Consider the following 24,063-nt stretch of genomic DNA (forward strand, 5'->3'; position numbering starts at 1 on the left):
TAAAATCGGAATAAGTTGGATTGTTATTTTTTTGACTAATCAAGGCAGAATAGAAGAGCATAGTCGTAACTACGTGATGATATTCTAACGCCGAGTAGGCTAAAAAAGTAAATCCAAAACTTTCGATATTAATTATACAATAGCTGATGATTAAATAGGATAGATGTCTTTGCCAACCGTGTAGTTGACATTTTCTTGTGCTTGGAATAGGGACATTTCAGTGTCGTACCATTGTCCAAGGTTGTCACGGTAGCTTTCAAAGAAGTCAATGAACTCCAAAAGACTCAACTGCTTGTGTTGGTAGCTTTTGGTTACAGCACCCATTACTTCTTCCATTTCCGCAGACAATTCAGGATCTAACTGCTCATAAAGCGATCTTACTTGATTCAACTTTTGAGCAGCAGTGTAGATATCAATCTGAAGATTTTTCTCTGCTTCATTTAAGCGAACTTGTTGTTGTTCCTGCTGAATTTTAGCCGCTTGAATTCCCCCTTTGTTTCTATCCCAAACTGGTAAATCAAAAGCAATTTGAATCGCCCAATAATCTGCTTGGTGAGCACCTCTACGGTCATACATTGTTCCTAAATGTAGATCCGGTACCGCCTCAGCTTTGGCTAACGCAAGACTCTCCGCAGATTGTTTCATACGAATATTTTCGATTTTAAAATCGAACCTATGATCTTGTGCTAGTGTGGCCCAAAGCGTCGGATCGGGTAAAGATTCACTTGGCTTGAATTCAGGAATCGTGATAGAAAGACTCACATTGGCCTGCACATTTAAGAGCATTTTAATGTTCGCTTCAATATCAGCGGCTTCTTGAACCAAGTCTAGCCAACCTTTTCTGGCATCCAACAGAAGTGCTTTCAAACGCACCACTTCTGATTTAGATACATTTCCCTTTTGTGATTGTTCTTTGTAAACAGCGACTAACTTTTCAACGGGCTCAATGGCCACTAAATAGCTACTCGCTTTCTCTTGTGCATAATGTAACTCAACTAACTCTGAGCGAAGTTCCGTACGAAGTTCTCTCAATGTATTGTAGAATTCATACTCTGAAATTTCAGCCTCAATCTTAGCAACATTGGTTCTCTTTTTTCTTTTACCCGCAGTCTCAATCATTTGTGAGATCTCGAAAACTCTTTGGGCTTCTCTATCTGTTCTAAACCAAATATTATCCTCATTGTCATACATAGCGATCTCTATTCCAACCTCAGGATTAGGCCATGCTTTTGCTTGAATAATTTCAGCTTTTGAAATCTCGATATTTTGCTTTTCAGCGATTAGAGTTAAGTTCTTTTGAAGGAAGATTTCCTCCGCTTGTGGTATAGTTAACTGCATTTTTAAGGCTTCTTCTTCCGCTTTTTGAGCAGAGGCAGTAAGGCTTATAATGCATAACATTAAACCAATAAAATACTTGTACATAGTATTATACCTAAATAATAATAATGAATAAGGTATCATGACTTACCCACAAAATTGATTTATGGAAAGTTGATAAACATAAAATATTGAATAGGGGATGCCTTCTGAAAAGACATAAAAAAAACCGTAAGTATAGGCGTAGGAATAAAGAGCTTATACTTTTAATTATAAGCTACTTAAAAGCCATTACGGTAAAATAATACTATGCCATTTTAGGCGGGGGAGTATCTGTAGGGTAGGAAGGAGAAGTATAAAATAATGGACGAGCGATTGGGAGTTTCTCGTCAGTTGGCAATTCATCAATATCAACTTGGGACGCTGGAGTTATAATGCTTGGGTTACTAAGGAACCAAGTAATATTGATTTGACCTACGATCACCTGACCTTCATCTTCGCCAGAAGGGTTATCAGGTAATGCAGCATCTTCTCCAAATAGATGCATGGATACCAACTCAAAGATACTTTCAATTTCATTGGACATGTGTTTTGGCAATAGCCTGTCGTTTACATTCACACTTACGTTGAGTAAGTGAAATGCCATTAACAGCACTAAGCTTTTGATGATGCCACTATGTGAAATATATCCTCTCATTATTTTTTTGATGCTATACAGTGATAGCTCTTCTTTACAACAATACGCAGCAATCAAAAAGATTACGAATGTCATTAACAGCTGTTAGGGAAATGAAATTAATTTTAACTAAAAAATACAGATTGAGTCCTAAAAATGATGCAATTCTTATGAGGAAGCACCCTTTTTGATTTTACTGATGAAGCACTAATGCAATTGTAAGATCTATTCTATCCAGTCCTTCAGCAGCACCGTTTGGAAGTTCAATAGTTTGTACATTCCCATTTTCTTCTACTTGAACTGTCGTTAAGGACCCTAATATCAAGTCCAATTGAATACCGACAGATAATATTGAGGAAACATTGAAATCATAACAAGCAGACAGGTTTAAGCCTAATGTTTCTCCGCTGATGTTGATAGGGTAATAGCCAGTCATAGAATTGTTGTTTACATAGTTCATGTACCCAAAACCACCGCCTAAAACAAAAGCATTGTCTGCTCCATTTCTAAAACGAGAGACAAAACTCGGTCCGACATAGTTTATTTTCACTACATCACTGATTACTTCACCTCCAGGAAAATGTTCTTCATGAGAAGCTTTCGTATAGGAGTATCGAACACCAACACCAAAAATATCATTAAAGAAAAAAGAAGCATTGGCACCCAGAAGATAACCTAGCTTTAGGGCTTCAAAGTGATTTTGCAATTGTGGACCTAAAGAATTGTCTGCAGGTGATAATCTATAGGACATTCCACCATTGAACGCAAAACGAAATTTTGGGAGCTTTTTTACCTCAGCAACTTCATTTTGTGGAATGCTCTTGGGATTATAAAAGCCATATTCATAATAAGAAACTCTGTTGAGTGGAAGTAAAGATGATTTTATTTCCTTCTTATGCACTAGATTGAAATAGATATGGTCATTATAGATCTCATCAATTTTACAACTGATAGAATCATTACTAATTGTAACAATAAGGTCTTGAGCGTTGGTAGAAGTGATAAAAAGAAAGCCTATGAAAGTAAAAAGTATAGTTTTCATCCTGAGTGAATTAGTGGAGAGTTTTGCCTTTATGGCCACTAATATAAAACATCAATTTGAGATGCTAAAAAAAAACATTAAAGCATGTATGAAATATCTCTTTTAGTAAAAATACGCCCTTTCAGAAGGTGAGTCTATTAATTTTTTTACAGCCTGAAAGGGAAAATTTTCACTTCAATATATATATTCCAAGCAAGCTTTTAGAGCAAAATTTCAAAGAGACCATCACCAATTTCACTGACTCCAATAAACAAACCAACATTAAAGGTGAGATGTCTTTTTTGGGAATACAAAATAGTAAGAGGTAAACCCAGCACTTGTAAAATACTATATCCGAAAGCAATGACCACACTTCCGAAAATAAATACAGAAGCGTATCCTTGAAAGTAAATTAGAGAGATAGCTCCTATAGAAAGTAGAAAGGCACTTAAAATAATGAAAGGCTTGTAGTGGTTAATATCGATTACAAAGCAGAGTAAAAAGGCAATTAAAGCTGAAACAGAAAGCATGATAAAGGCAAAATTTCCTCCTGATATAGTCAAAAGTGTATTAGTTTGTGGTAGAAACTCAGAGAGAAAAGCTTTACATAATCCCAATAAAAGAGCAGAGATGATGATAATGGAATAATTATTAGTGGTCGACAAATGATGGTTTTCTTCTTTTTTGAGTACTTCCTTGGTCATCACTTTTTTGAAAATAAAACCCGTCGTTGAAATTAGAATTGCTCCAACAACAAATGTTAGTGTATCTCCAAAGAAATTAATTAAGGCAACCACAATTGGTTCTAAGCTATTTACAATGTTTATCACCAAAACGATCACACCCATAACAACAGGCAGTTTATTGATGGGAGCAAACATCTCGATATAAGAAGCGGCAGGACTGATAAAAATATTCATTGTAATCAGCCATAAAATAATCATGACAGGTAGAAATAAGGAAAATGAAGATTCAGGTCCCAACCCAATGATAGTGGCTACAATCATAAAAATCATGGAGGTGGCACTCACTCCAATCATATACACAAAAAAGTGATTGTTCTTTTTAGCGATTAATTTATCGGCAATAAAACCAGCAATGATAGGTACTAATACAACAATGATTGCTTTAGCATAAACTAAAATACCACTGAGGTGTTCCAATCCAAATTTATGTAATAAGTGAGGCTGATATTCTTGGTAAGCTATCCAACTAATTAAAATTGCAACATTTAGACAAGTGAGACTGATTACTTCATTCCATTTAATAGTATCTTTTTGAGCAGTATTAGCCATGAAAAATGTAATAGTTAGTGAGAAATAAAAAATACCCTACTCAAAAATAGAAATTAAGTAGGGTATATAAAGATGTATCTTCTTACTTTTTGAATTTTAATTCAATCATATAAGGAATATCGACTTCCAATTTTCTGAAAGTATATTCTCCTTCACCTCTGTCAATCATATCATCAAAACAGTCATACGTCTGATAATTATGTTCTTGGAAGGCCTTCAATTGATAGCCTTTAGAAAGAAAAGGAGCCATCATTTCCTGTAAGGAGTGAATCCAGAAATATTCCGGCATGTTTAGAGGAGTATCTCCTGCATAACTTGTTTCTACCATTTCCTCATACACTTCTTTGTTGAAGTAATTGTATTCAGGTTTGAAGGTGTCCCAGTTTAGAGTATAGATATAAGGATGCATTTCCACCATATAAAACTCTCCACCTTCTTTCAGATAATCATCAATGATATTTCCCCATTCTTTTAAGTCAGGCAACCAGCATACGGCACCATAAGAGACAAATACCATATCAAACTTTTCTTCTGTAGAAAGGTGTTCTCTGATATCATAAAGGTTAGAACAGACAAAAGAAGCATTCAGTCCAAGTTCATTTCTCAGTTCATTAGCTTTATCAATTGCGGTATCAGAAATATCCAACCCCACAGTCTCTGCTCCCAATCGAGCTAATGACAACGTATCTAACCCAAAGTGACATTGAAGATGAAGAATACGTTTTCCTTTTACATCACCAATACCGGCGAGTTCCACTTTTTTCAGAGAAGTTTCACCTTTCATAAAACCCTCTACATCGTACATTTTTGAAGCTACATGCCCTTCTACTCTGGCATTCCATTGCTTTTTATTGGCTTCAAATTCTTTTTTAAATTCCATTTGTTTATTGTGTTATGTAATCTATTTCGTGTGCCTCATGATACTGAGGTATATCTATTTTCTTACTGAGTTTAAGAATCACCTGTTCCGGAACCACCCACTGTCTCTGATTGTTTTGCTGAAGAATCTCTTTCAAAGGTTTTTCTAAGTAAATGATTCTCACTTTTGCTTTATAATCCACAAAGAGACTGATCCACTTCTGTCTCAAATCAGAAGTAAGATTGGTGGCATTGAAGACAAAAGGTTCCTTTTTCCTTAACAAGACTTTCGCTTCCTCTTTTGCCAATTGAATGACTTTGCCATTATGCTTCGTATTCGTAGGATCAAATTGATTTTCCCTGCGGATATTATCCAAAGAAACCATAGGGTATTCCTCTAAGTTTTTTTGAATAAAAGTATCTTTTCCCACACCGGGCAATCCTGAAAGCACAATCACTTCAAACTTCAAATCTTCAAAAGGATGATAAAAAGGAGCGATATCCGATCTATTGAGATACAGAAAGCGTCCATAATTTGAAGCAAAAGTATAGGGTTTGTCCCAGCAGTCTTGCTCTTTGCACAGTTCATCAAAAAGAGAAATCTTGTAAAGAATGTCTTCTTTATCTTCACAAATCCTACCCAATACGTCAGACCTTGCCAGCATACTCAACCATTTATTATTGGTCATCAAGCTTGATTTGATCACTTCTTTAGTAGGATCTTCTCTATCAATTGCCCAAAGCGGTAAACCATGCAGTCGTACAAGGTTTGAAATATGCTCTCTGATCTCAAAAGGTGTATTATACTTTTCGAATAGGATAGACCTTACCGTATGTGCTCCTTTTTTAGCGTGATTAGGAGAAACAATTCTTTCTTGTCCGTCTATGATTTCATGAGTTGTGGTGGATCTTTTTTCTATATCATGAAATAAAGTAGACAGGAAGAGAATGTATTGGGCAGTAGAATCTAAATCCTTAAAATCTTCCATCTTCAGCAAAGCTTCCACCACCATTTTAGTATGTGTGAAAACATCTCCTTCTTGATGCCAAATAGCATCTTGTGGTATATTTTTTAATTCCTCTAACCAATCAAATTCCTTTTCTATGCTATTCCAATCCAAAGGATATTCAATTTGAACTCCAGGAATTTCCCATTTTTTATTTATAGTAATCATACGCGTGCCATTGATAAGTTTGATAATCTTGAAGAGTGGCAGGTTGCCAATTTTTGACCCAGTGCTGATCCGTTTTAACGTGATTTTCTCTAACCAATTTGAAGAGGTCACTGAATTCATTACTGGCCACATTCACTAAACCTGAGTTTGTATTGAATGAATCCGCATTTCTAACCACAAAACCTTCACAACAAGGTTGAAGAGAATGCATATCATAACCACCCAATTGTCCGGCAGTATCAACATATTCTTCCCAAGAACAACCTAATTGGTCTGTAATCCATTTTTGTAATGCTTCCTCCTCATTGCTATAGGATGAAGTGAAGACTGAAAGTGGTTTTGTGATCTCAATTTCGGGGACAGTAGGAAAGTCTAATACTTCCGCATAGAATTTTACTTCCTCCCAAGAAAGCCACTGATCATTTTCTCTTATAGCAAAAACATAAAAGAAGGATGACAACTTTTTATAACCAATGGAATGAACACCGTACATATTCTCTCCAAAGACTTCTAAACCTTTCAGTTGATTTTTGATTAATTGCCACCTTTCGATTAATGGTTTATCCCAAGGGAGTTGAGAAGGGGCAGCATGCGACCGAGCAAAGACGCCCAATTCACTAAGACAGTTATTTTGTCCGTCCAGTTTTTCAGTCAGTACAAGTTGACGCAACGAAGCAAACGCTTGTACGTAACCTTTCGGCATAAAGCGGTCGTCGGAGGTCGTGCCCTTGCTACTATGAGCTTGCAGACTCCTATTATACTTTTTAGAAAAAGCCATGATTTTAATATGAAGTAATTGAATTTCTTGTTTTGGCAAACAAGGTTTTCTCTTAATTGTAGAGTCAATTTTAATGCATAACAAAAAGCCCATCTTCTTCTTCGGAAGACAGTTAAAATTGACGGAATGTATTGAGAAAACAATTACATGGCTCTTATCGTGAGATATGTTTTAGTTGAAAATATTTCGATTGGAGTACAATGGTAATGAAAAAAATACAGATACAAAAATCCCTTCACCATATAATGCCTTAATGATGAAGGGATTGAGGTGAAAAAGATCAATTTTAAATTACTTACTTAGTAAGTTGACAATTTTTCGTCCTAATACTGTACTGATCTTTTCATACGATTCAAATGACCATCCACCCACGTGTGGAGTGAAAAGTACTCTGCTGTCTTGGCTTAATTTCTTGAAAATACGGTCCTGTTCTGGCGTTAATGTATTCAGTTTCTCATTTTCCAAAACATCCAAACCAGCGGCAAGTATTTTACCATTATCCAATCCCCATTCAATGGTTGAGAAAGGAATCACTTCACCTCTTGCAAGGTTAATGATATAGATAGGTTTCTTAAATCCACCAAGATAGTCTTGAGAAACCAAATGCTTATTTTCCTTTGTCAATGGAATATGAAAACTCAAAACATCAGCCTCATTTTGTATTTGCTCTAAAGTAGCCTCTTGAGCATATTCATCGCCATAATTTTCCTTACCATTATCAAAAGCCAATACTTTACACCCAAAACCAATTAAACGTTTGGCGAAAGCCTGTCCCATATGCCCATAACCAATAATACCAACAGTCCTAGTTGAAAGCTCATGCCCACGGTTTTCTTCCCTTTGCCATAACTTCTGACGTACTTCATCATTTCCTACATGAAGATAATTCATCAAACAAAGCAACATTGCAATGGTATGTTCACCCACAGCATCCATATTCCCTTCAGGAGCATTGAGCAAAGTAATCTGACGTCTTTGTAAATACTCTTCATCTATTTCATCCACACCGGCTCCGGCTCTAGCAATAAAACGCAAGTTGGGTGCAAGGTCTAACAGGTCTACGCCAACTTTCATTTTACTTCGAAGTACAAGCCCATTATAATCTTTTATTTTATCAGGTACTTCAGCAGGTGTTATTTCAGGTGAGTAAGTATATTCAATATTAGCGGAATCAAAGATTGAAAAAATTGATTCATGTAGTTTATCTATGATTAAAACTTTTGTCATAGGACTTTATTAAGTGTATATTATGTTAGATTATGATCATCTTTATTTTAAGTATTAAGCCAAAAATAGTTATATAATTAAGAATTAGTAATAAATAGTTTTGGCTTAGTACTTAATGTAAATATCTCCTTTTACTTTTGTAAAAATCCATTTTCACATTATCAAATTTAGGAGCAATAATGAAAAGCCCATTAAAAATCATCTACCAAACCATCTTATTTTTCATTTTGTCCTTATCGGCAGTTACCGTTTTTGGGCAACGAAAATACATTTCTCATCAAATTGATGGGCAAAATCTGGAAGTCAATACTAATGATGGACAAATCATCATCCGACCTTTTGATACGCAAATTATAGAGACACAGTTTTACCCTAAAGGAGTTGAAACTTTGCCTTTGTCAGATGCAGTCATCATGGCTCCAAATAAATTAATGGTCAAAGCAAATGATGAAGGAACATCTGTAACTTTCGTCGTAGAAGGTGGAATGACAGTAAAAGTAAATAAAAAACCACTTCAAATCAGCTATTATCATAACGGAGAAAAACTTTTAGAGGAGAGTAGAGGGTACTTTGATGCAGACACTTTGAAAGGTTTCAAATTTAAAATACAAGAAGGCGAAGCTTTGTATGGTGCAGGAGAAAGAGCTTTACCTCTAGATAGAAGAGGGCACCGACTTCCATTATACAATAGAGCAGCTTATGCGAATGAGGAATTTGCACCACAAATGAATTATGGAATGCCTCTGATGGTTTCCTCAAAGAACTACGCATTGCTTTATGATAATGCTCCAATTGGATTTATAGATGTAGGAAAAACCAAAGTAGACGAGCTTTCTTTTGAAACGATTGGAGGTAGATCAAGCTATGTAGTGATAGCTGGGAATGATTTCAAAGACATGATGAATCACCTGACTGACCTTACAGGTAAGCAACCACTTCCACCACTTTGGATGTTTGGTAATTTTGCTTCGAGGTTTGGATATCATGATCAAAAAGAAGTAGAAACTACAGTGGCTGAATTCAGAGAAAAAGAAGTGCCATTAGATGCTATTATTCTAGATCTCTATTGGTTTGGTGAAGAAATAAAAGGAACAATGGGGAACCTTGATTGGCATAAGCCGTCTTTCCCACAGCCTGAGCAGATGATGAAAAAGCTCAAAGAAGAAAATGTAAATACAATTCTGATCACAGAACCTTTTATTGTGACTTCTTCTTCTAAATGGGATGACGCTGTAGAAAAACAAGTACTTGGAACAGACCAATTCGGCAAACCTTATGTCTATGAATTCTTCTTTGGAGAAACTGGATTGGTAGATGTTTTCAAACCAGAAGCACAAGAGTGGTTTTGGAATATCTACAAAGGTTTAGTGGAACAAGGAGTAAGTGGATGGTGGGGTGACTTAGGAGAACCCGAAGTTCATCCTTCAGAGTTACAGCATGTCAATGGTTCAGCAGATGAAGTACACAACGTATATGGTCATCAATGGGCTAAAATTATTCACGATGGTTACCGCAAAGATTTTCCAGAAGTAAGACCTTTTGTATTGATGCGTTCCGGTTATGTAGGTTCTCAGCGTTATGGATTAATACCTTGGTCAGGTGATGTAAATCGTACATTTGGCGGATTGACACCACAATCTCAAATAGCAATGACCATGGGTATGAGTGGAGTTCCCTATATGCACTCTGATTTAGGAGGATTTGTCAACTGGGATAAAACACAGGAAGAAGTAACAGAACTTTACATCAGATGGTTACAGTACGGCGTTTTCCAACCTGTTTACAGGCCACACGCTCAAGAAATGATCCCTTCTGAAGTCATTCATTATAAAGGTGAAGCTTTCGATATTGTAAAACGATACATTGATTACCGCTATAAAATGTTGCCTTACAACTATACATTGGCTTATGAGAACTCGACAACAGGAATGCCATTGTTACGTCCTCTTTTTGTAGAAGAGAATAGTAATAAAGAATTACAAAACCTGTCAGATACTTATATGTGGGGTGACGCTTATTTAGTAGCTCCAATCACTAAGGAAGGAGATAGACAAAGAAAACTCTATTTACCCAAAGGGCATTCATGGTATCACTTATGGACAAATACAATGTATGAAGGAGGAAATTGGGTAACGGTTGATGCACCATTAAAAGACCTGCCAGTATTTGTAAAAGGAGGAAGTATTATTCCTTTAGCAAGTAAAAAGTTACAATCCACTAATGAGTATACTTCTGAAGAACTGACATTCCAAATATGGAGAGATGCAGGGGTAAAAGAAAATAAGCGTGTGATGTTTGCCGATGATGGAAAATCAAGATCATCTCTTGATAACAAGCAGTATCAATTACTCACCGTAGCGACAGAATTGACGAAAAAAGGTATGGAAGTCACATTGTCTCAAGAAGGAAGTTATAAAGGTGCTCCTGAACAAAGAAAAATTACTTTAGAAGTACATAATATATCAGGCATACCAAGCGTGGGTATAGGCAAGAAAAATCAGCCTTCTGATAAATGTGATATGGGATATGATAAAAAGAACAATGTTTTATATGTAACCCTAGAATGGGATGGAGAGGAAAAGAAAATCTATATCATGGATCCTAAGTAGAATTTTAAATACCATTATATAATTTAAGAACGAGTATATTTCTTTTCGTTTTTTTAACCTAACAAAACTATTCATCTCCATCATTTCTATTTCAAAAGCAGTTTAATAAAAAGAAGAAAATGCTTTTTGATATAAATTAGAAGTGATGGAGATTTTAGTAACATATTTATTCGTAATTAATTTAGTCAGTTTAATCATTGTCTTTTTAGACTATAAATTAATTATTCCTAGAGTTCCAAGCATAGTGTTACATGCATTAGAATTATCTGGAGGTATAATTTCCATGTTACCCGCATTATTTCTCTTACGCTATAGAATCACAAAAGAAAGCTACTATTTAGTTTCTATATGGTCATTGACAGTTTGGTTTTTTATTGGCTATATAAATTTTCAAATATTGGGATAGAAACTTTCTTTTTTAACCTTCTAATTTCCATTTATCAATTATATTTGAGCTTCTAAATTTTATGAAATAACCCTATCTCATGATTAAGAAGCTTTCGTTTTTTATAGGAGTGATACTCCTTTTTTCTACGCAGTTGATAGCTCAGAATAGCATTGAATTTGAAAAAGACAGTGTGTTTTTAGGGAAACTATCCACTTATCCAGACACCGTCACTTATTCATTCCCTTTTGAAGTGTTATCCAGTGCTATCAGTATTGATACAGTCACAGCAGATTGTTCTTGCCTTTTAGCTTCTTATCCTACCAAAGAATTAAAAAAAGGACAAAAGAATACTATAGATGTTCAGTATGTTCCTTACAAACCAGGTCCATTCAATAAATCATTTACTGTCAAACTCAACGATAACGGTCAAGAGTACAAAGTGAAATTGGCAGGGTTTATTCGTCCATCCTCTTTATCGAAAGACAAGATTTACCCTTATGGAGAGCAAGGAATCAAATGGGCACATAAAAAAGTAAGTTTTGGTTTATTGACCGCTCAAGGTTTAGCTTCTAAGAAAGTATACTTCTATAATGAAACAAGTGATACTTTACGTTTTGAAAAACCACCTGTAACACCTGATTATTTAGGTGTATTGATTGATAGCAGTGAGTATGAAATCAAACCTCAATCAGAAGGCTCATTTACTTTATTTATTAAGCCAGAAGAAAGAGAGGAGTACGGTTACGCTCAAGATACTTTTAACCTAGATTTAGTCAATCAAAATAAAGAGGTCGTGACTTCTGAATGTATTGTTTCTGCATCAATTTATTTTCCAGAATCAGAGGGAGATGGTCCAAAACCTAAAATGGGATTATCAAGCACCTATATGAATCTAGGTAATGTAAAAAATGATGGAAAGAAGATAGTTACGTTATCTGTAATGAACACAGGTGAAGTACCATTGAAAATATTAAAAGTGGAAACCAATCATGGGTTGGAACTGCTGAGTATTGAATCAGAAGAAGTACAGACATTTGAAACTGTGAACATCAATATCAGGTATTTGGAAACACCAAGAACAGGTAAAGAAACAAGATCATTTACGTTGTTTACAAATGATCCTATTGATCCAGTTACGATCATTACGGTGAAAGCAAACGTAGTGAAGTAAGGAATATAAAGCATCAGTTTTAGGGAAGCAACTCTGTCAATGGAGTTGCTTTTTTAGTGCCATTTTTTTGTGGTACTAGTTGTGTTTATCGAATGGGACGATTTTGAGTTTTTTCTTTGTCAACTTTAAGTTCTTGAAATGAAATAATGAGGAAACTATTAAATGATGAAAACAACAACTATTCTATTTGTATTATTACTGACAACTCTCTACAATTATCTAAATGCAGAACAGTACAAACCCAATGGCGAAATAACCATTAATACACTCGAAGATTGGCAGAACAATGGCAACTGGGTGACGATAGCAGGAGGAAGTGGTTCACCCACTAATAATGATGAAATTATTCTTTCTTCAAACGCTAGGCTAATCCTTAATTATGATCTCAAAAGTGATAATATCAATGTCTATCTTACCTTTGAAGATGATGGCTTCTTACAAATACAATCCAATGGTGCCCTTTCGGTACTAGGTGGTGTAATCATGGCTAGTAATAATGTAGAGATGAAAGTGTATGGAGAACTAGAGGTAGAAGCTAATTTCCAATTAGACAATGGAAATTTATTTGTGAAAGATGGAGGAAGCTTAAATGTACAGGGTGATTTTTTAAGGTCTAATATCGGAAGCGGACAATTTGAAATCGGCGGCGATGCAACTTCTTTTATAGTAGGTGGAGATTTTGATGATCAACATAATACACCAAGTGTTTTTAATACCCCTTATATCAATATAGGAGGAAGTTGCTCTACAAAATCAGGAAGTTTTTGTGATGTGTATTTGCCGGTAACACTTATTTCATTGAGTGTGTCTTATGATGATGGCAATGCATTAATTCAGTGGAGTACAGCTTCTGAACAGAACAATAGGGTATTTGAGGTTTACAGATCTATAGATTTAAAGGAATGGGAACTGATAGGTAATGTGGAAGGGCAGGGGAACAGTCATGTCACACATCATTATCAATGGTTAGACCCTAGCCCAACTAGAGCAGGAAGAACTTATTATCAACTACATCAAATTGATTTTGATGGACAAAAGGAAGTATTTGAAACATTAGTTTTGGATAGTCAGAATAGTTCAACCCTTCCTAAAGTAATGATAAGTACAAACTCAATCAGTTCAGGCCAGGATATTCAGATATTATATAGAAACGAAAAAAGTAACAGTAAGAAAATGATGATTGTTTACCCTGATGGTAAAGTAATGGATTGTGCAGCATTGAATGGAGATTTATTGTCAAATCAATTATTCTCCAAAGGAATAAATATACTTTTGATCTCCTATGGAAAAGAAAAGTATTCGTTTAAAATATTGAAATAAAAAAAAGAGTGAATCCCGAAAGATTCACTCTTTTTATCTATAATCGATAAATTTAGTTATAAACTAAAATTATTTGATTTCGATTTCAGCACCTTCAGCAGCAAGAGCATCTTTCAACGCTTCAGCTTCTTCTTTAGAGATACCTTCTTTGATTGGAGCAGGAGCAGAATCAGCTAATTCTTTAGCTTCTTTAAGACCTAAACCAGCAGCTGACTTAAGAGCCTTAACTACTTTCAATTTAGCAGCACCAGCTGATTTTAAGATCACGTCGAATTCAGTTTTCTCTTCAGCAGCAGCACCACCTTCAGCACCACCTGCAACCATTACTGGAGCAGCAGCAGCAGCTGGCTCGATACCATGCTCTTCTTTCAAGATCTCAGCAAGCTCTTGTACATCTTTAACTGTTAAGTTAACTAACTCTTCTGCGAATTTTTTCAAATCTGCCATTTTTGTATAAAATTAAAACGTGTTTTTTAAATCAAATTAAATAATATGTTTTGCAATCAGCCGTAGTATTTACGCTGTCATTGCAAGAGGTTTTGTTAGGAAGGAGTATATTACTCTCCTTTCTCCTCTAAAGTCTTCAATAGACCAGATAATGTCTGACCTGAAGATTGTAAAGCGCTAACAACATTCTTAGCAGGTGATTGAAGTAATCCAACGATATCTCCAATAAGTTCTGCTTTCGATTTTACAGCTGTTAAAGCTTCTAAGTGTTGCTCACCAACGTATAAACCACCGTCGATTGAAGCTGCCTTCAATGCTGGGATTTTACGATCTTTTGGCATATCCTTTTGATAGTCCTTAAGAACTTTCGCAGGAGCTGCACCAGATTCTGCTGAGAACATGATACCTGACATACCTTTAAGAGCATTATCTTTAAGCTCAGAGTAATCAGTATCTGATTCTAATTTGTCAAGAGCTTTCGCAATTAGCGTGTTCTTGACTACTTGATATTCGATACCCGATGCAAAGCAAGCCTTACGGAACTTGTTTACTTCATCAACAGTCATAGTAGCACTGTTTACGATGTAGAAGTAATCACAAGCTGCCAATTTTTGGCTTAACTCCTCAACGAGTTGTACCTTTTGATCTTTTGTCATAATTAGCTATCGATTGATCCCTTTTCAACTTTGACACCAGGGCCCATAGTTGAAGAAATCGTTACGCTCTTAAAATATGTACCTTTTGCTGAAGAAGGCTTCAACTTGGATAACGTAGCGATTAATTCCGCTGCGTTTTCTTTCAATTGTTCAGCAGTAAATGATGTTTTACCAACTGAAGTATGAATGATACCAGTTTTGTCAACTTTAAAGTCGATTTTACCTGCCTTTACTTCTTTTACAGCTTTACCTACTTCTAATGTTACTGTACCCGCTTTAGGGTTTGGCATTAGACCACGAGGACCTAAAACTCTACCTAAACGACCTACTTTAGCCATTACAGTTGGCATAGTGATGATTACGTCGATATCAGTCCATCCACCTTCGATTTTCTTGATGAATTCGTCTAAACCAGCGTAGTCAGCACCTGCTGCTTTTGCTTCTTCTTCTTTGTCTGGAGTAACTAGAGCAAGAACTCTTACTTCTTTACCTACACCGTGAGGAAGAGTTACCACGCCACGAACCATTTGATCCGCTTTACGTGGGTCAACACCTAAACGCACGTCTAAGTCTACAGAAGCGTCGAACTTCTCGAAAGAGATTTCTTTCACAAGCTCAGTAGCTTTCTCCAGCGTGTATTCTTGAGTTCTATCGTATTTTGATAGAGCCTCTTTCATTTTCTTTGATACTGCCATGATTAAAAACTATTTTACTTGTAGAAATTAAGCTTCCCAAGGAGCTGTTCCCTCTACTGTTACACCCATGCTACGAGCTGTACCCGCAACCATTTTCATACCTGATTCAACTGTAGAACAGTTTAAGTCTGGTAATTTTGTCTCTGCAATCGTTCTTAATTGATCCCAAGTAACTGACGCTACTTTCTTACGGTTAGGCTCTGATGAACCTTTTTTAATTTTTGCCGCATCCATGATCAAATTAGCCGCTGGAGGAGTTTTAATTACGAAATCAAAAGACTTGTCTTTGAAAATTGTAATTAATACAGGCAATAATTGCCCTCCTTTGTCTTGAGTACGAGCGTTGAACTGTTTACAGAAATCCATAATGTTCAAACCCTTCGAACCTAACGCAGGACCTACTGGCGGCGACGGATTGGCTGCTCCACCTTTAATTTGAAGCTTCAGGAAACCTTCGATTTCTTTTGCCATGTTATTCTTCTTTTTCTACTTGTTTATAATCGAGTTCCACTGGTGCATTTCTGCCAAAAATCTTCACCATGACATTGAGTTTTTTCTTCTCTTCGAAGACTTCCTCTACGCTTCCGGAGAATCCAGAGAATGGACCATCCATAACGCGTACTGTTTCGCCGACAGAGTAAGACGTATCATGTTTAACTTCGCCTTCGTCCGACTCATCGACTTTGCCAAGGATCTGATTGATTTCAGATTCTCTCATAGGTTTTGGAAGCACTGACGGATCTTTTGAATCCGCATTCAGAAAACCTATAACACCCGGAACGCTATTAATCGTGTGTTGAACCTCACCATTGGATAAATCAGCTTGTACGATAACATACCCTGGTAATAAGTTTTTCTCGACAGCAATTTTCTTAACCTTACCGTCTCTCTGCTTTCTTGCCTGATAAACTTTCTCAGTTGGTACTAATACTTCCGTGATAAAGTTCTGAAGATTTTGATTCTCTAATTCTTTCAGTAGATAATCTTTCACTTTCTTCTCTTGGCCACTTACAGCTCTAACTACATACCATTTAAGCTCACCCATCGTTATTTAGTTTTATCTGTTGAGGTTTCTTAACTAAAAATACAATTTCCACGCTTCTTATTAGAATGCGTTATAGAATAATGTTAATAATTCGTTGAATCCGAAATCAACACCTCCGATTACTAAAGCGAACACCAATGATGCCACTAAAACTAATACAGAGCTATCTTGAGCTTCTTTGAATGACAACCAAGTTACGTTGTCTGTCATCTCAGTGTATGACTCTTTAAAAAATTGCATTAATTTATTCATAATTCTTTCGAATTTTATCCATAAAAAAAGTTGCCTTGTTTATAACAACTTTTGCTTATGTAAATGTTTAAAATCAGTTGAACGGCTAAATATAACAGTTCTTTTTGAATTTGCACGGGTGGTAGGATTCGAACCCACGACCTGCGGTTTTGGAGACCGTAACTCTACCAACTGAGCTACACCCGTTTATCCGTTAATTTTCAGTACTTTACAGAAGTACCTTGAATTTCCGAGATGCAAAGGTAGATATCTGAATAGAAATAACAAATTTGTAGGGGAAATTTTTTCTTAATTCATATTAATATACAGCTACTTAGGACTAATTCTGTATATTGCACCCCATAAACCGAGGCAAAAATGGCTAGTTTGACCTCTTTTTACCCCGTTTTTAATTAAAATGACATGATCAAAATTTTTTTCTATCTAAGTGTATTTTTTTTCTCATCACCACTTCTATTAGCACAGGATATAAGCAGTTTGTCGGATCAGTTGAAATTGATAGATGGAATACTTGCCATAAAAGCACATGCTACCTCTGGTGAAGATTCATTTTTTCAGATGTCTGAAAAGGTAACTAAGAAGACCGTATTTTGGGAGGTGTTTAGAGAGAAGGGAGAACTAAGACGTAATTATGCATTAAGCAATCTTCCAAATGGCATTTATCATTTCCAATTTGCTTTGGATGGAAAAGCTATTTCAGGTGAGATTTTCAATAAGTCAGAAGGTCCAACTTTAAAAGTGTATCATAGTACAGAATACAAAAGACCTTACTTCAATGTAAAAGTTGAAAAAGATACTTTACAGATCGATGGTTTTTTTGCTCAAGATAGTGAGGTGCAAATCTCCATTAAGAACGAAGATGAGTTCGAAGATCTCTATAATGCGAGCATAGAATTGAAAAATGGGAAGTTGAAAACGCAATATATCTTGGATACTTTCGGAAAAGGAAATTATGTAATCAGGGCAAAATTGAAGGATAGAACCTTTGTTCGAAATTTTATTTTAAAATAATTCAACTTTTAAAATATTGTCTGTCAAATAGTTTACAATTGTTTATCGAAAAAGTTCATTTTTTATTTTGCAGATAAAAAAACTTCCTCTACTTTTGCATCGCAATCGGGACAAACGGTCACGACAAAAAGATAAAACATAGTGTAAGAATTAAGTAATTGAGGGCATCTGGGAAGGTTCCAGAGCGGTCAAATGGGACGGACTGTAAATCCGTTGCTTCGGCTTCGCAGGTTCGAATCCTGCCCCTCCCACTATCAGAATTACTTAATTGGGAAGGTTCCAGAGCGGTCAAATGGGACGGACTGTAAATCCGTTGCTTCGGCTTCGCAGGTTCGAATCCTGCCCCTCCCACACTTTTATTTTATCTTGCGGATGTAGCTCAGTTGGTAGAGCGACAGCCTTCCAAGCTGTAGGTCGCGGGTTCGAGCCTCGTCATCCGCTCAAAGGTCAATCAGAAATGGTTGACCTTTTTGCGTTTTAAAGCCTTTGTATCTTTTTTGGGCTGCCTTATTCCATAGGTGTTGATTTCATTTATACTGAATGTATATTGTTTTTTAATCCTAGAAGTACAGTCAGTTAAAGATTTTACCAAAGGAAATATTGGTTTTTATTGGGAATTTCCAATTTCAGGTGATTATATTTGTGTCACCAAAATAAATAATGCGGATGTAGCTCAGTTGGTAGAGCGACAGCCTTCCAAGCTGTAGGTCGCGGGTTCGAGCCTCGTCATCCGCTCAAAGGTCAATCAGAAATGATTGACCTTTTTGCATTTTATACCTTTTATATCGTAACCAAGTTTTTGAATATTTGGACCTTTAGAAATCAGGGGATTTCTGAAGATATCTAGAAAACTAATTACATGAACGTTTAACATTCGCACCAGTGAACTTTCTACCATTTTAGTTTGGTAGTACTCCCTCGGCCTTGAAGGGAAAAGCGTTAAGAATTTCATGTATTGAGCCGTTAAAAATGATTTTCTTGTTCGAGCTTTAGCGAGTTTAAAATCATTTAGGTGGAAGAAATGGAATTTAGCTTTTGACTTCAAAGCCTTGACTTTTTTGCTTCGTTTTTGTGTTAAGATAAAAATGAAGAAGAAGGAAGCTTGAAAGAAGAGCCTAGAAAACTTGTAGAAGTGTAGATTAAAAGTTGACGATCATTTAGCTTACCCATCACTAATTGCTATTATCTTTTTTCTGTATTGAGCAGGGGTCATGCCAATGACTTGTTTAAACTGACGATGGAAGTACGACATGTTTTCATACCCACAATCCATCGCAATCTGTGTCACAGGTTGAATACTATCTTGCAATTCCTGACATATTATATGTATCCTAAACTCATTTAAGTATTGAGTGAATGTTTTATTGAATCTTTTTTTGAAAAACTTACAAAAGGAGGACTTCGTCATACAGCTCAGTTCAGCAACTTCTATGACTTGTATGGGTGTTTGATAATGGTCTTCTATATGATGGATAATTTTATCTACTCTGCTGTCTATTTTTTGCGAAATGAAGGTTTCAATAGGCTCAGATAAGATTTGATAGTCTTTCAGTTCTGTGAGCTGATGCAGTATTTGTAAAAACAGTATCATTCTAGGCATTTCTGAAGACTTATGTAAAGCCAAAAGCATCTGTCCAATATTTTCCGTCATCATAGACTTTCTAAATACGATACCTGCTCTGGCTTTTTCCAGCATTTTCCCCACTTTCATAAACTCTTTAATGCCTGTGATCTTTGCATTGAATTGCTCTGCTTTCCATTGTACATACACAGAGGAGGCTCCTTGATTATAATTTCCCGCATTTTTCCATGCATGAGGGAGTGAGGAGCCAATTAATACCAAATCACCTGCTTGAAACTGCTGAATGCTGTTGCCTATATATCGTATCCCATTACTTTTTAATACATAAGTCAGTTCAAGCTCTTCATGATAATGCCAAGGCGAATTAAATCGGACATTATCATAGATAAATGTATGGATAGAATGATCAAGTTGCTTAGGAATAACTTCTAGTTTTGCTCTCATTTTACGCTATGTTGTTAGTTGTTCTTCTGTTTTAGTAGTTATTGGACAATATAGTACATAAAACGTAAAATATTGAATTTATTAAACGTAATAATCACACCATACTTTTGTGTTAGTAATCAGTCATAAAGTGAAGCGGTTTTCTCTGGTTACTTTAAACTAAAGCAAGAAAGTATGGAAGTGATATGTAGTGGACTTAATGTAGTCGATTTATTAGTTGCCGTACCAAATGAGGTTCCTTACGGCGAAAAAACAGAGTGTGAGAAGATCATTGTGCAAGGTGGTGCTCCTGCAGGAAATGCGGCAAGCGGTATAGCAGCATTGGGTCATGAGATCGGTTTTTTAGGATATTTTGGTGAGAATACGCTGAGTGATATAGCAAGAGCAGAGCTGAAAAGGCATGGTGTTGTGGACACGCTGTTTGTATCAAAAGAAAATGCAACGCCTGCAATAGCTATTGTTCAGGTGGACGATAAAGGAGAGCGAACAGTCCTTTATTCAATGGACAATTACTCTTCATTCAGTCCGGCAGATTTTAAAGAAGAATGGCTAAGTGATACAAAGCTGATTCTTGTAGATGGATATGATACCGAAATTAATCTTCATCTCTTAAAACTTGCAAAGCAAAAAGGAATTACAACGGTATTGGATATGGAAGCAGGTGAGGAAGCGACAATGAAAGAAATGTTAGTACTGGCAACACATTCGATCTTACCTCTTACATGTGCTCAAAAACTTGCCCAGACAGAGAAAATTGAAGACTGTGTAAAGGCACTTTCCAAATTAACCGAAGGGCAAGTAGTCGTGACGGATGGAGCAAACGGTTCTTACGCTTTAGAAGAGGAAATTATTGTGCATCAACCTGCCTATAAGGTAGAGGTTGTAGATACAACTGGTTGTGGAGATGCCTTTCATGCGGCATATGCTTCTGCAGTGCTGCAAGGAATGCCATTAAGAGAAAGAATGAATTATGGCAGTTTCTTCGCTTCTCAAGTAGCAAAAGTATTTGGAGGGCGAACTTCATTCCCTTCAAGACAAGATATGGAAGAAAACCTTCCTTCAATCGAAACAACAGCATGATGTAGATATATTATCAATTACTCTATAAATAATAACACATTTAATCAAAGAAATCAATGGAAACAGTAGCATCAAACCCAGTAGAACAAGGCGTTGTAAGTCATTTATTTGAAAAACTAATCCAACCCGCAAAACCACAATATGTAGCCAAAGTAGGATTGGTGGGCATCGGGCTAGAAGAACATTTTGACTGGGCTTCTATCAAAAAGAATTATAAAGTAGCACAAACAAACCTTCAAAAAGCTTTACCTGAGGACTTCTTTCAACTTTCAAGCTCAAAAGGACCTTTGCAAACAAAAGAGGAAATGCTGGATTGGTTGCAGTCTGTAGAAAAAGAAGGAATAGATGCATTGGTGATTTATCAAGGTTCTTATATCGCAGGTGACTTGGCAGCTACATTGGCAAGATGGCTGAAACAACATGCTATACCTGTATTAAGCTGGTCGCATGATGAAGCGACAGGTGGTAGATTAGTCAATAATCGTTTGTGTGGTCAGAACTTCCTGTTGAATATTTTAAGCTCAAGCAATGTGAAATATTCTTGGCTTTTTGAACATCCTGAGTCCGATCGTTTGTCAGAAAGAGTAATGCCATTTGCGAAAGCGGCTTATGCTAAAGCATCGATGAATCAAAGAATGATTGGTATGATCGGTGGGTTTAGAGTACCAGGTTTCTATGATTGTGAATTGAATGAAATTGCATTGTTGGAACGCTATGGTTTGATCGTAGACAGAGTAGATTTTGAAACGATTTGGAAGCACGGGCAGAAGTTTAAGGAAGAGGATATCGATGAAATTAGAGAAGCACTTCTTCTCCACCCGCTTTGCAAGTTTAATAATGTGACGCCTGAGCAAATCAATAAATCGATCCGTTTGTCATTAGCAGTGGCAGATTTTAGCCGTCAACAAAATTATATAGGAATAGGTCTGAAAAACTGGCCAGAATTATTTGATCATTATGGAATCGCTGGTGATGGAGCAGGAGCATTGATTCAAGATATCGGGATTCCAGTAGCAGATGAATCAGATATGGGTGCTTTATTGACAATGGTTGTGATGAATCAAGTGACGCTGATGGAAAGCATACCTACATTAGTAGATTTATCATTGATTGATAATGGAAATGACAGAATAGGTTTCTGGCATTGTGGAGGAGCACCTACTAAGTTAATCAACGAGGAAACTGGTTTTGAAGTGAGAAATCACAGCATTCTTGAAAATTATAGCATCGAAAGCAGTATGGGAATGTTACTGGAGTTCTTACAGAAAACAGGTCCAGTAACCATCGCAAAATACCAATATCCTGACGGAGCAAGAGTATTCAACTTCGAAGGGGAAATTCTTTCTTCAGAAATGGCCTTCAGAGGTAGTTATGCAGAAGTGAAGCCTGAAGTTTATGAAGCGAAGGATGTATTGTCAGCTGTATTGAATAATGGTTGTGATCATCACTGGATCATTGGCAGAGGACATTTCCTAAAAGAATTAGAAACATTAGATCACTGGCTTGATGTAAGTCAGATTGATATTCCTAAAAATCTTGACCACTTGTACGGTCATAGTCTGTAGAACACTTCATTTCATCTATCAAATGGTCATGCTTAAATAAAGCATGGCCACTTATCATCTTATAATTATGGAAAAGAAATTTTCAGAACAATTTTCATCATTGCACGAGCTTTTTAAAGCTTATAGAAAATCAGAAAGATGTTTAGCCGCTTTCAATGTCAATGACAATTATGACCTAAAAGCTGTAGTAGAGGCTGCAAATGAAATGAATACGCATGTAATGGTCATGACTTATCCACCTGTAGCGGATTTGATCACTCCTCAGGTTTTTGCCAAAATGGTGGAAGGTATGAGATTGAATGCTCACAATAAAGTATTCCTTCATTTGGATCACAGTACTTCTGTAGATCAATGTAAAGCGGCTATTGATGCAGGTTATGATTCGGTGATGATCGACGGCTCTCAGCAACCTTTGGAAGAAAACATCAAAATGACGAAGGAAGTGGTGGAGTATGCAAAATCAGCCAATGTTGTAGTTGAAGCTGAAATTGGAAAAATTTTAGGAAGGGGAGTAGAAGTAAAATCAGATGATGATTTTTTAGCCTCCGTTGCCGATGTGACACAATTATATAAAGAAGCGAATCCTGATATTGTAGCTGTTGGAATAGGAACAGCACATGGCTTTACACCTCAAGAACCAAAGATTCATTTCGGAAGATTAGGAGAAATAGCAGATGCGATTCCAGCTCCGTTAGTACTGCACGGAGGAACAGGAATTCCAGATAAAGACATTCAGAAATCCATTTCAATGGGTATGAGCAAAATTAATATCGGTACAATCGTCCATACCACTTATATGCAAGAAGCATTAAAACGTATGAATGAAGCGGGTGAAAATGCTTACCCTCCATTTATTATGAATGAAGTAGTGCCATTAATTAAAGATGTGGTAGTAGATCGATTGAAAGCAGTGAATTTTGAGTATGAATTGTCAGTTTGATACAAAAACAAATACTCTTTTATAATTAAAATACAAAGGAAAAGGATACCTAATTAGAGGTGTCCTTTTCCTTTATGTAATGTGAAGTCCTGAAATAACGATACACTAAAACAATCGTTATTATGGAAAATAATAAAAGTCAATACGTTAAAAGAACTCAGAAGGATTATTCAATGTCCTTAAAACTTCAAATTGTTTCAGAAGTTGAAAGTGGTCAATTAAGTTTAAAAGGTGCTACACGTAAATATGGAATACAGGGTAATAGAACTGTAAAGGTTTGGTTACAAAAATATGGTAACTTTGACTGGAACCATAAAGTCAGTGCCATGAAAAAGAAAACACCTGAACAAGAACTGTTGGAACTTAAACTAGAGTTGGAGGTCGCCAAAAAGAAAATCAATAGATTAGAAGCAGAAGCTGAAAGAGCAGATCATAAAGCGATCATTTTTGATATGATGATTGACTTGGCAGAAAAAGAATATAAAATCGACATAAGAAAAAACTCTTCACC

The 24,063-nt window shown here is 36.2% G+C and carries 23 protein-coding genes and 5 tRNA genes; 12 read left to right on the plus strand and 16 right to left on the minus strand.

Translation table 11 applies throughout. The features are described 5' to 3' along the window. Positions 1-150: 150 nt before the first annotated feature. The 8 genes from HHU12_RS04550 to HHU12_RS04585 all read right to left on the minus strand — a co-directional run bounded on the left by HHU12_RS04550 (position 151) and on the right by HHU12_RS04585 (position 8,347). Complete coding sequence (locus tag HHU12_RS04550; RefSeq protein ID WP_169655435.1) at positions 151-1,422, minus strand: TolC family protein; 1,272 nt, start codon at positions 1,420-1,422, stop codon at positions 151-153. Between the two features lie 202 nt (positions 1,423-1,624). Continuing rightward, entirely contained in the window at positions 1,625-2,014 is a 390-nt protein-coding gene (locus HHU12_RS04555; RefSeq protein WP_169655437.1) for a hypothetical protein, read from the minus strand. Positions 2,015-2,186: 172 nt separating this feature from the next. Beyond that, entirely contained in the window at positions 2,187-3,035 is an 849-nt protein-coding gene (locus tag HHU12_RS04560) for a hypothetical protein (RefSeq protein ID WP_169655439.1), read from the minus strand. A 200-nt stretch (positions 3,036-3,235) separates the two neighbouring features. Further along, positions 3,236-4,309: an MFS transporter gene (locus HHU12_RS04565; protein WP_169655441.1), complete on the minus strand. Its 1,074-nt coding sequence runs from the start codon at positions 4,307-4,309 to the stop codon at positions 3,236-3,238. Between the two features lie 82 nt (positions 4,310-4,391). Further along, positions 4,392-5,189 carry a class I SAM-dependent methyltransferase gene (locus tag HHU12_RS04570; protein ID WP_169655443.1) on the minus strand — a complete coding sequence of 266 codons (798 nt, stop codon included), beginning with the start codon at positions 5,187-5,189 and terminating at the stop codon, positions 4,392-4,394. Positions 5,190-5,193: 4 nt separating this feature from the next. Continuing rightward, entirely contained in the window at positions 5,194-6,342 is a 1,149-nt protein-coding gene (locus HHU12_RS04575; protein ID WP_169655445.1) for an AAA family ATPase, read from the minus strand. After that, entirely contained in the window at positions 6,326-7,120 is a 795-nt protein-coding gene (locus tag HHU12_RS04580) for an RNA ligase family protein (RefSeq protein ID WP_169655472.1), read from the minus strand. Before HHU12_RS04580 ends, HHU12_RS04575 begins: the two co-directional genes overlap by 17 nt. Positions 7,121-7,411: 291 nt before the next feature. Further along, a complete protein-coding gene (locus HHU12_RS04585) occupies positions 7,412-8,347 on the minus strand; it encodes an NAD(P)-dependent oxidoreductase (RefSeq protein ID WP_169655447.1) in 936 nt (311 codons plus the stop codon). A 179-nt stretch (positions 8,348-8,526) separates the two neighbouring features. On the opposite strand from HHU12_RS04585, the gene HHU12_RS04590 reads away from it, so the two are divergent. The 3 genes from HHU12_RS04590 (at position 8,527) to HHU12_RS04600 (ending at position 13,835) form a co-directional block, all read left to right on the plus strand. Continuing rightward, complete coding sequence (locus HHU12_RS04590) at positions 8,527-10,956, plus strand: glycoside hydrolase family 31 protein (protein ID WP_169655449.1); 2,430 nt, start codon at positions 8,527-8,529, stop codon at positions 10,954-10,956. A gap of 485 nt (positions 10,957-11,441) precedes the next feature. Further along, on the plus strand, positions 11,442-12,515 hold the full coding sequence (locus HHU12_RS04595; protein ID WP_169655451.1) for a DUF1573 domain-containing protein: 1,074 nt from the start codon (positions 11,442-11,444) through the stop codon (positions 12,513-12,515). A 162-nt stretch (positions 12,516-12,677) separates the two neighbouring features. Beyond that, positions 12,678-13,835: a hypothetical protein gene (locus tag HHU12_RS04600; RefSeq protein WP_169655453.1), complete on the plus strand. Its 1,158-nt coding sequence runs from the start codon at positions 12,678-12,680 to the stop codon at positions 13,833-13,835. Positions 13,836-13,904: 69 nt separating this feature from the next. Here HHU12_RS04600 and rplL read toward each other — a convergent pair whose 3' ends face one another. The 7 genes from rplL to HHU12_RS04635 all read right to left on the minus strand — a co-directional run bounded on the left by rplL (position 13,905) and on the right by HHU12_RS04635 (position 17,116). After that, entirely contained in the window at positions 13,905-14,282 is a 378-nt protein-coding gene (gene rplL / locus HHU12_RS04605; protein ID WP_169655455.1) for a 50S ribosomal protein L7/L12, read from the minus strand. Between the two features lie 110 nt (positions 14,283-14,392). Next, positions 14,393-14,938, minus strand: a complete 546-nt coding sequence (rplJ, locus tag HHU12_RS04610) for a 50S ribosomal protein L10 (RefSeq protein WP_062620378.1) — start codon at positions 14,936-14,938, stop codon at positions 14,393-14,395. A 2-nt stretch (positions 14,939-14,940) separates the two neighbouring features. After that, positions 14,941-15,633 carry a 50S ribosomal protein L1 gene (gene rplA, locus HHU12_RS04615; protein WP_205959777.1) on the minus strand — a complete coding sequence of 231 codons (693 nt, stop codon included), beginning with the start codon at positions 15,631-15,633 and terminating at the stop codon, positions 14,941-14,943. Positions 15,634-15,660: 27 nt separating this feature from the next. Then, positions 15,661-16,104: a 50S ribosomal protein L11 gene (gene rplK, locus HHU12_RS04620; protein ID WP_044202167.1), complete on the minus strand. Its 444-nt coding sequence runs from the start codon at positions 16,102-16,104 to the stop codon at positions 15,661-15,663. Between the two features lies 1 nt (position 16,105). Next, complete coding sequence (nusG, locus tag HHU12_RS04625) at positions 16,106-16,678, minus strand: transcription termination/antitermination protein NusG (protein ID WP_044202166.1); 573 nt, start codon at positions 16,676-16,678, stop codon at positions 16,106-16,108. 60 nt (positions 16,679-16,738) lie between these two features. Further along, a complete protein-coding gene (gene secE, locus HHU12_RS04630) occupies positions 16,739-16,930 on the minus strand; it encodes a preprotein translocase subunit SecE (protein WP_044202165.1) in 192 nt (63 codons plus the stop codon). A gap of 113 nt (positions 16,931-17,043) precedes the next feature. Beyond that, positions 17,044-17,116: transfer RNA gene (locus tag HHU12_RS04635), tRNA-Trp, on the minus strand. Between the two features lie 216 nt (positions 17,117-17,332). On the opposite strand from HHU12_RS04635, the gene HHU12_RS04640 reads away from it, so the two are divergent. The 5 genes from HHU12_RS04640 (at position 17,333) to HHU12_RS04660 (ending at position 18,676) form a co-directional block, all read left to right on the plus strand. Continuing rightward, entirely contained in the window at positions 17,333-17,941 is a 609-nt protein-coding gene (locus tag HHU12_RS04640) for a hypothetical protein (RefSeq protein WP_169655457.1), read from the plus strand. Positions 17,942-18,111: 170 nt separating this feature from the next. After that, positions 18,112-18,192 (plus strand) — tRNA-Tyr (locus tag HHU12_RS04645). Between the two features lie 19 nt (positions 18,193-18,211). Continuing rightward, a tRNA-Tyr gene (locus tag HHU12_RS04650) sits at positions 18,212-18,292 on the plus strand. A gap of 17 nt (positions 18,293-18,309) precedes the next feature. Then, positions 18,310-18,382: transfer RNA gene (locus HHU12_RS04655), tRNA-Gly, on the plus strand. Positions 18,383-18,603: 221 nt separating this feature from the next. Next, positions 18,604-18,676 (plus strand) — tRNA-Gly (locus HHU12_RS04660). A gap of 427 nt (positions 18,677-19,103) precedes the next feature. On the opposite strand, the gene HHU12_RS04665 is transcribed toward HHU12_RS04660, so the two are convergent. After that, entirely contained in the window at positions 19,104-19,967 is an 864-nt protein-coding gene (locus tag HHU12_RS04665; RefSeq protein WP_169655459.1) for an AraC family transcriptional regulator, read from the minus strand. 174 nt (positions 19,968-20,141) lie between these two features. On the opposite strand from HHU12_RS04665, the gene HHU12_RS04670 reads away from it, so the two are divergent. From HHU12_RS04670 to HHU12_RS04685, 4 genes are all read left to right on the plus strand, one after another. Continuing rightward, entirely contained in the window at positions 20,142-21,047 is a 906-nt protein-coding gene (locus HHU12_RS04670; protein WP_169655461.1) for a carbohydrate kinase family protein, read from the plus strand. A 56-nt stretch (positions 21,048-21,103) separates the two neighbouring features. Further along, positions 21,104-22,612 (plus strand): L-fucose/L-arabinose isomerase family protein, encoded by a 1,509-nt coding sequence (locus tag HHU12_RS04675; RefSeq protein WP_169655463.1) that lies wholly within the window; start codon positions 21,104-21,106, stop codon positions 22,610-22,612. 67 nt (positions 22,613-22,679) lie between these two features. After that, on the plus strand, positions 22,680-23,552 hold the full coding sequence (locus HHU12_RS04680; RefSeq protein ID WP_169655465.1) for a class II fructose-bisphosphate aldolase: 873 nt from the start codon (positions 22,680-22,682) through the stop codon (positions 23,550-23,552). A 122-nt stretch (positions 23,553-23,674) separates the two neighbouring features. After that, a partial coding sequence (locus tag HHU12_RS04685; protein ID WP_205959778.1) for a transposase occupies positions 23,675-24,063 on the plus strand: 389 nt, incomplete at its 3' end.

This window comes from Flammeovirga aprica JL-4 (assembly GCF_012844305.1).
Classification (GTDB): Bacteria; Bacteroidota; Bacteroidia; order Cytophagales; family Flammeovirgaceae; genus Flammeovirga; species Flammeovirga aprica.

Coding starts and splice junctions, on each gene's coding strand:
- rplJ (WP_062620378.1), bottom strand. CDS start 14,938: ATGACAAAAGATCAAAAGGTACAACTCGTTGAGGAGTTAAGCCAAAAA.
- HHU12_RS04600 (WP_169655453.1), top strand. CDS start 12,678: ATGATGAAAACAACAACTATTCTATTTGTATTATTACTGACAACTCTC.
- secE (WP_044202165.1), bottom strand. CDS start 16,930: ATGAATAAATTAATGCAATTTTTTAAAGAGTCATACACTGAGATGACA.
- HHU12_RS04595 (WP_169655451.1), top strand. CDS start 11,442: ATGATTAAGAAGCTTTCGTTTTTTATAGGAGTGATACTCCTTTTTTCT.
- HHU12_RS04680 (WP_169655465.1), top strand. CDS start 22,680: ATGGAAAAGAAATTTTCAGAACAATTTTCATCATTGCACGAGCTTTTT.
- HHU12_RS04575 (WP_169655445.1), bottom strand. CDS start 6,342: ATGATTACTATAAATAAAAAATGGGAAATTCCTGGAGTTCAAATTGAA.
- HHU12_RS04640 (WP_169655457.1), top strand. CDS start 17,333: ATGATCAAAATTTTTTTCTATCTAAGTGTATTTTTTTTCTCATCACCA.
- HHU12_RS04570 (WP_169655443.1), bottom strand. CDS start 5,189: ATGGAATTTAAAAAAGAATTTGAAGCCAATAAAAAGCAATGGAATGCC.
- HHU12_RS04675 (WP_169655463.1), top strand. CDS start 21,104: ATGGAAACAGTAGCATCAAACCCAGTAGAACAAGGCGTTGTAAGTCAT.
- HHU12_RS04590 (WP_169655449.1), top strand. CDS start 8,527: ATGAAAAGCCCATTAAAAATCATCTACCAAACCATCTTATTTTTCATT.
- HHU12_RS04580 (WP_169655472.1), bottom strand. CDS start 7,120: ATGGCTTTTTCTAAAAAGTATAATAGGAGTCTGCAAGCTCATAGTAGC.
- rplK (WP_044202167.1), bottom strand. CDS start 16,104: ATGGCAAAAGAAATCGAAGGTTTCCTGAAGCTTCAAATTAAAGGTGGA.
- rplL (WP_169655455.1), bottom strand. CDS start 14,282: ATGGCAGATTTGAAAAAATTCGCAGAAGAGTTAGTTAACTTAACAGTT.
- HHU12_RS04665 (WP_169655459.1), bottom strand. CDS start 19,967: ATGAGAGCAAAACTAGAAGTTATTCCTAAGCAACTTGATCATTCTATC.
- HHU12_RS04565 (WP_169655441.1), bottom strand. CDS start 4,309: ATGGCTAATACTGCTCAAAAAGATACTATTAAATGGAATGAAGTAATC.
- HHU12_RS04585 (WP_169655447.1), bottom strand. CDS start 8,347: ATGACAAAAGTTTTAATCATAGATAAACTACATGAATCAATTTTTTCA.
- rplA (WP_205959777.1), bottom strand. CDS start 15,633: ATGGCAGTATCAAAGAAAATGAAAGAGGCTCTATCAAAATACGATAGA.
- HHU12_RS04555 (WP_169655437.1), bottom strand. CDS start 2,014: ATGAGAGGATATATTTCACATAGTGGCATCATCAAAAGCTTAGTGCTG.
- nusG (WP_044202166.1), bottom strand. CDS start 16,678: ATGGGTGAGCTTAAATGGTATGTAGTTAGAGCTGTAAGTGGCCAAGAG.
- HHU12_RS04560 (WP_169655439.1), bottom strand. CDS start 3,035: ATGAAAACTATACTTTTTACTTTCATAGGCTTTCTTTTTATCACTTCT.
- HHU12_RS04550 (WP_169655435.1), bottom strand. CDS start 1,422: ATGTACAAGTATTTTATTGGTTTAATGTTATGCATTATAAGCCTTACT.
- HHU12_RS04670 (WP_169655461.1), top strand. CDS start 20,142: ATGGAAGTGATATGTAGTGGACTTAATGTAGTCGATTTATTAGTTGCC.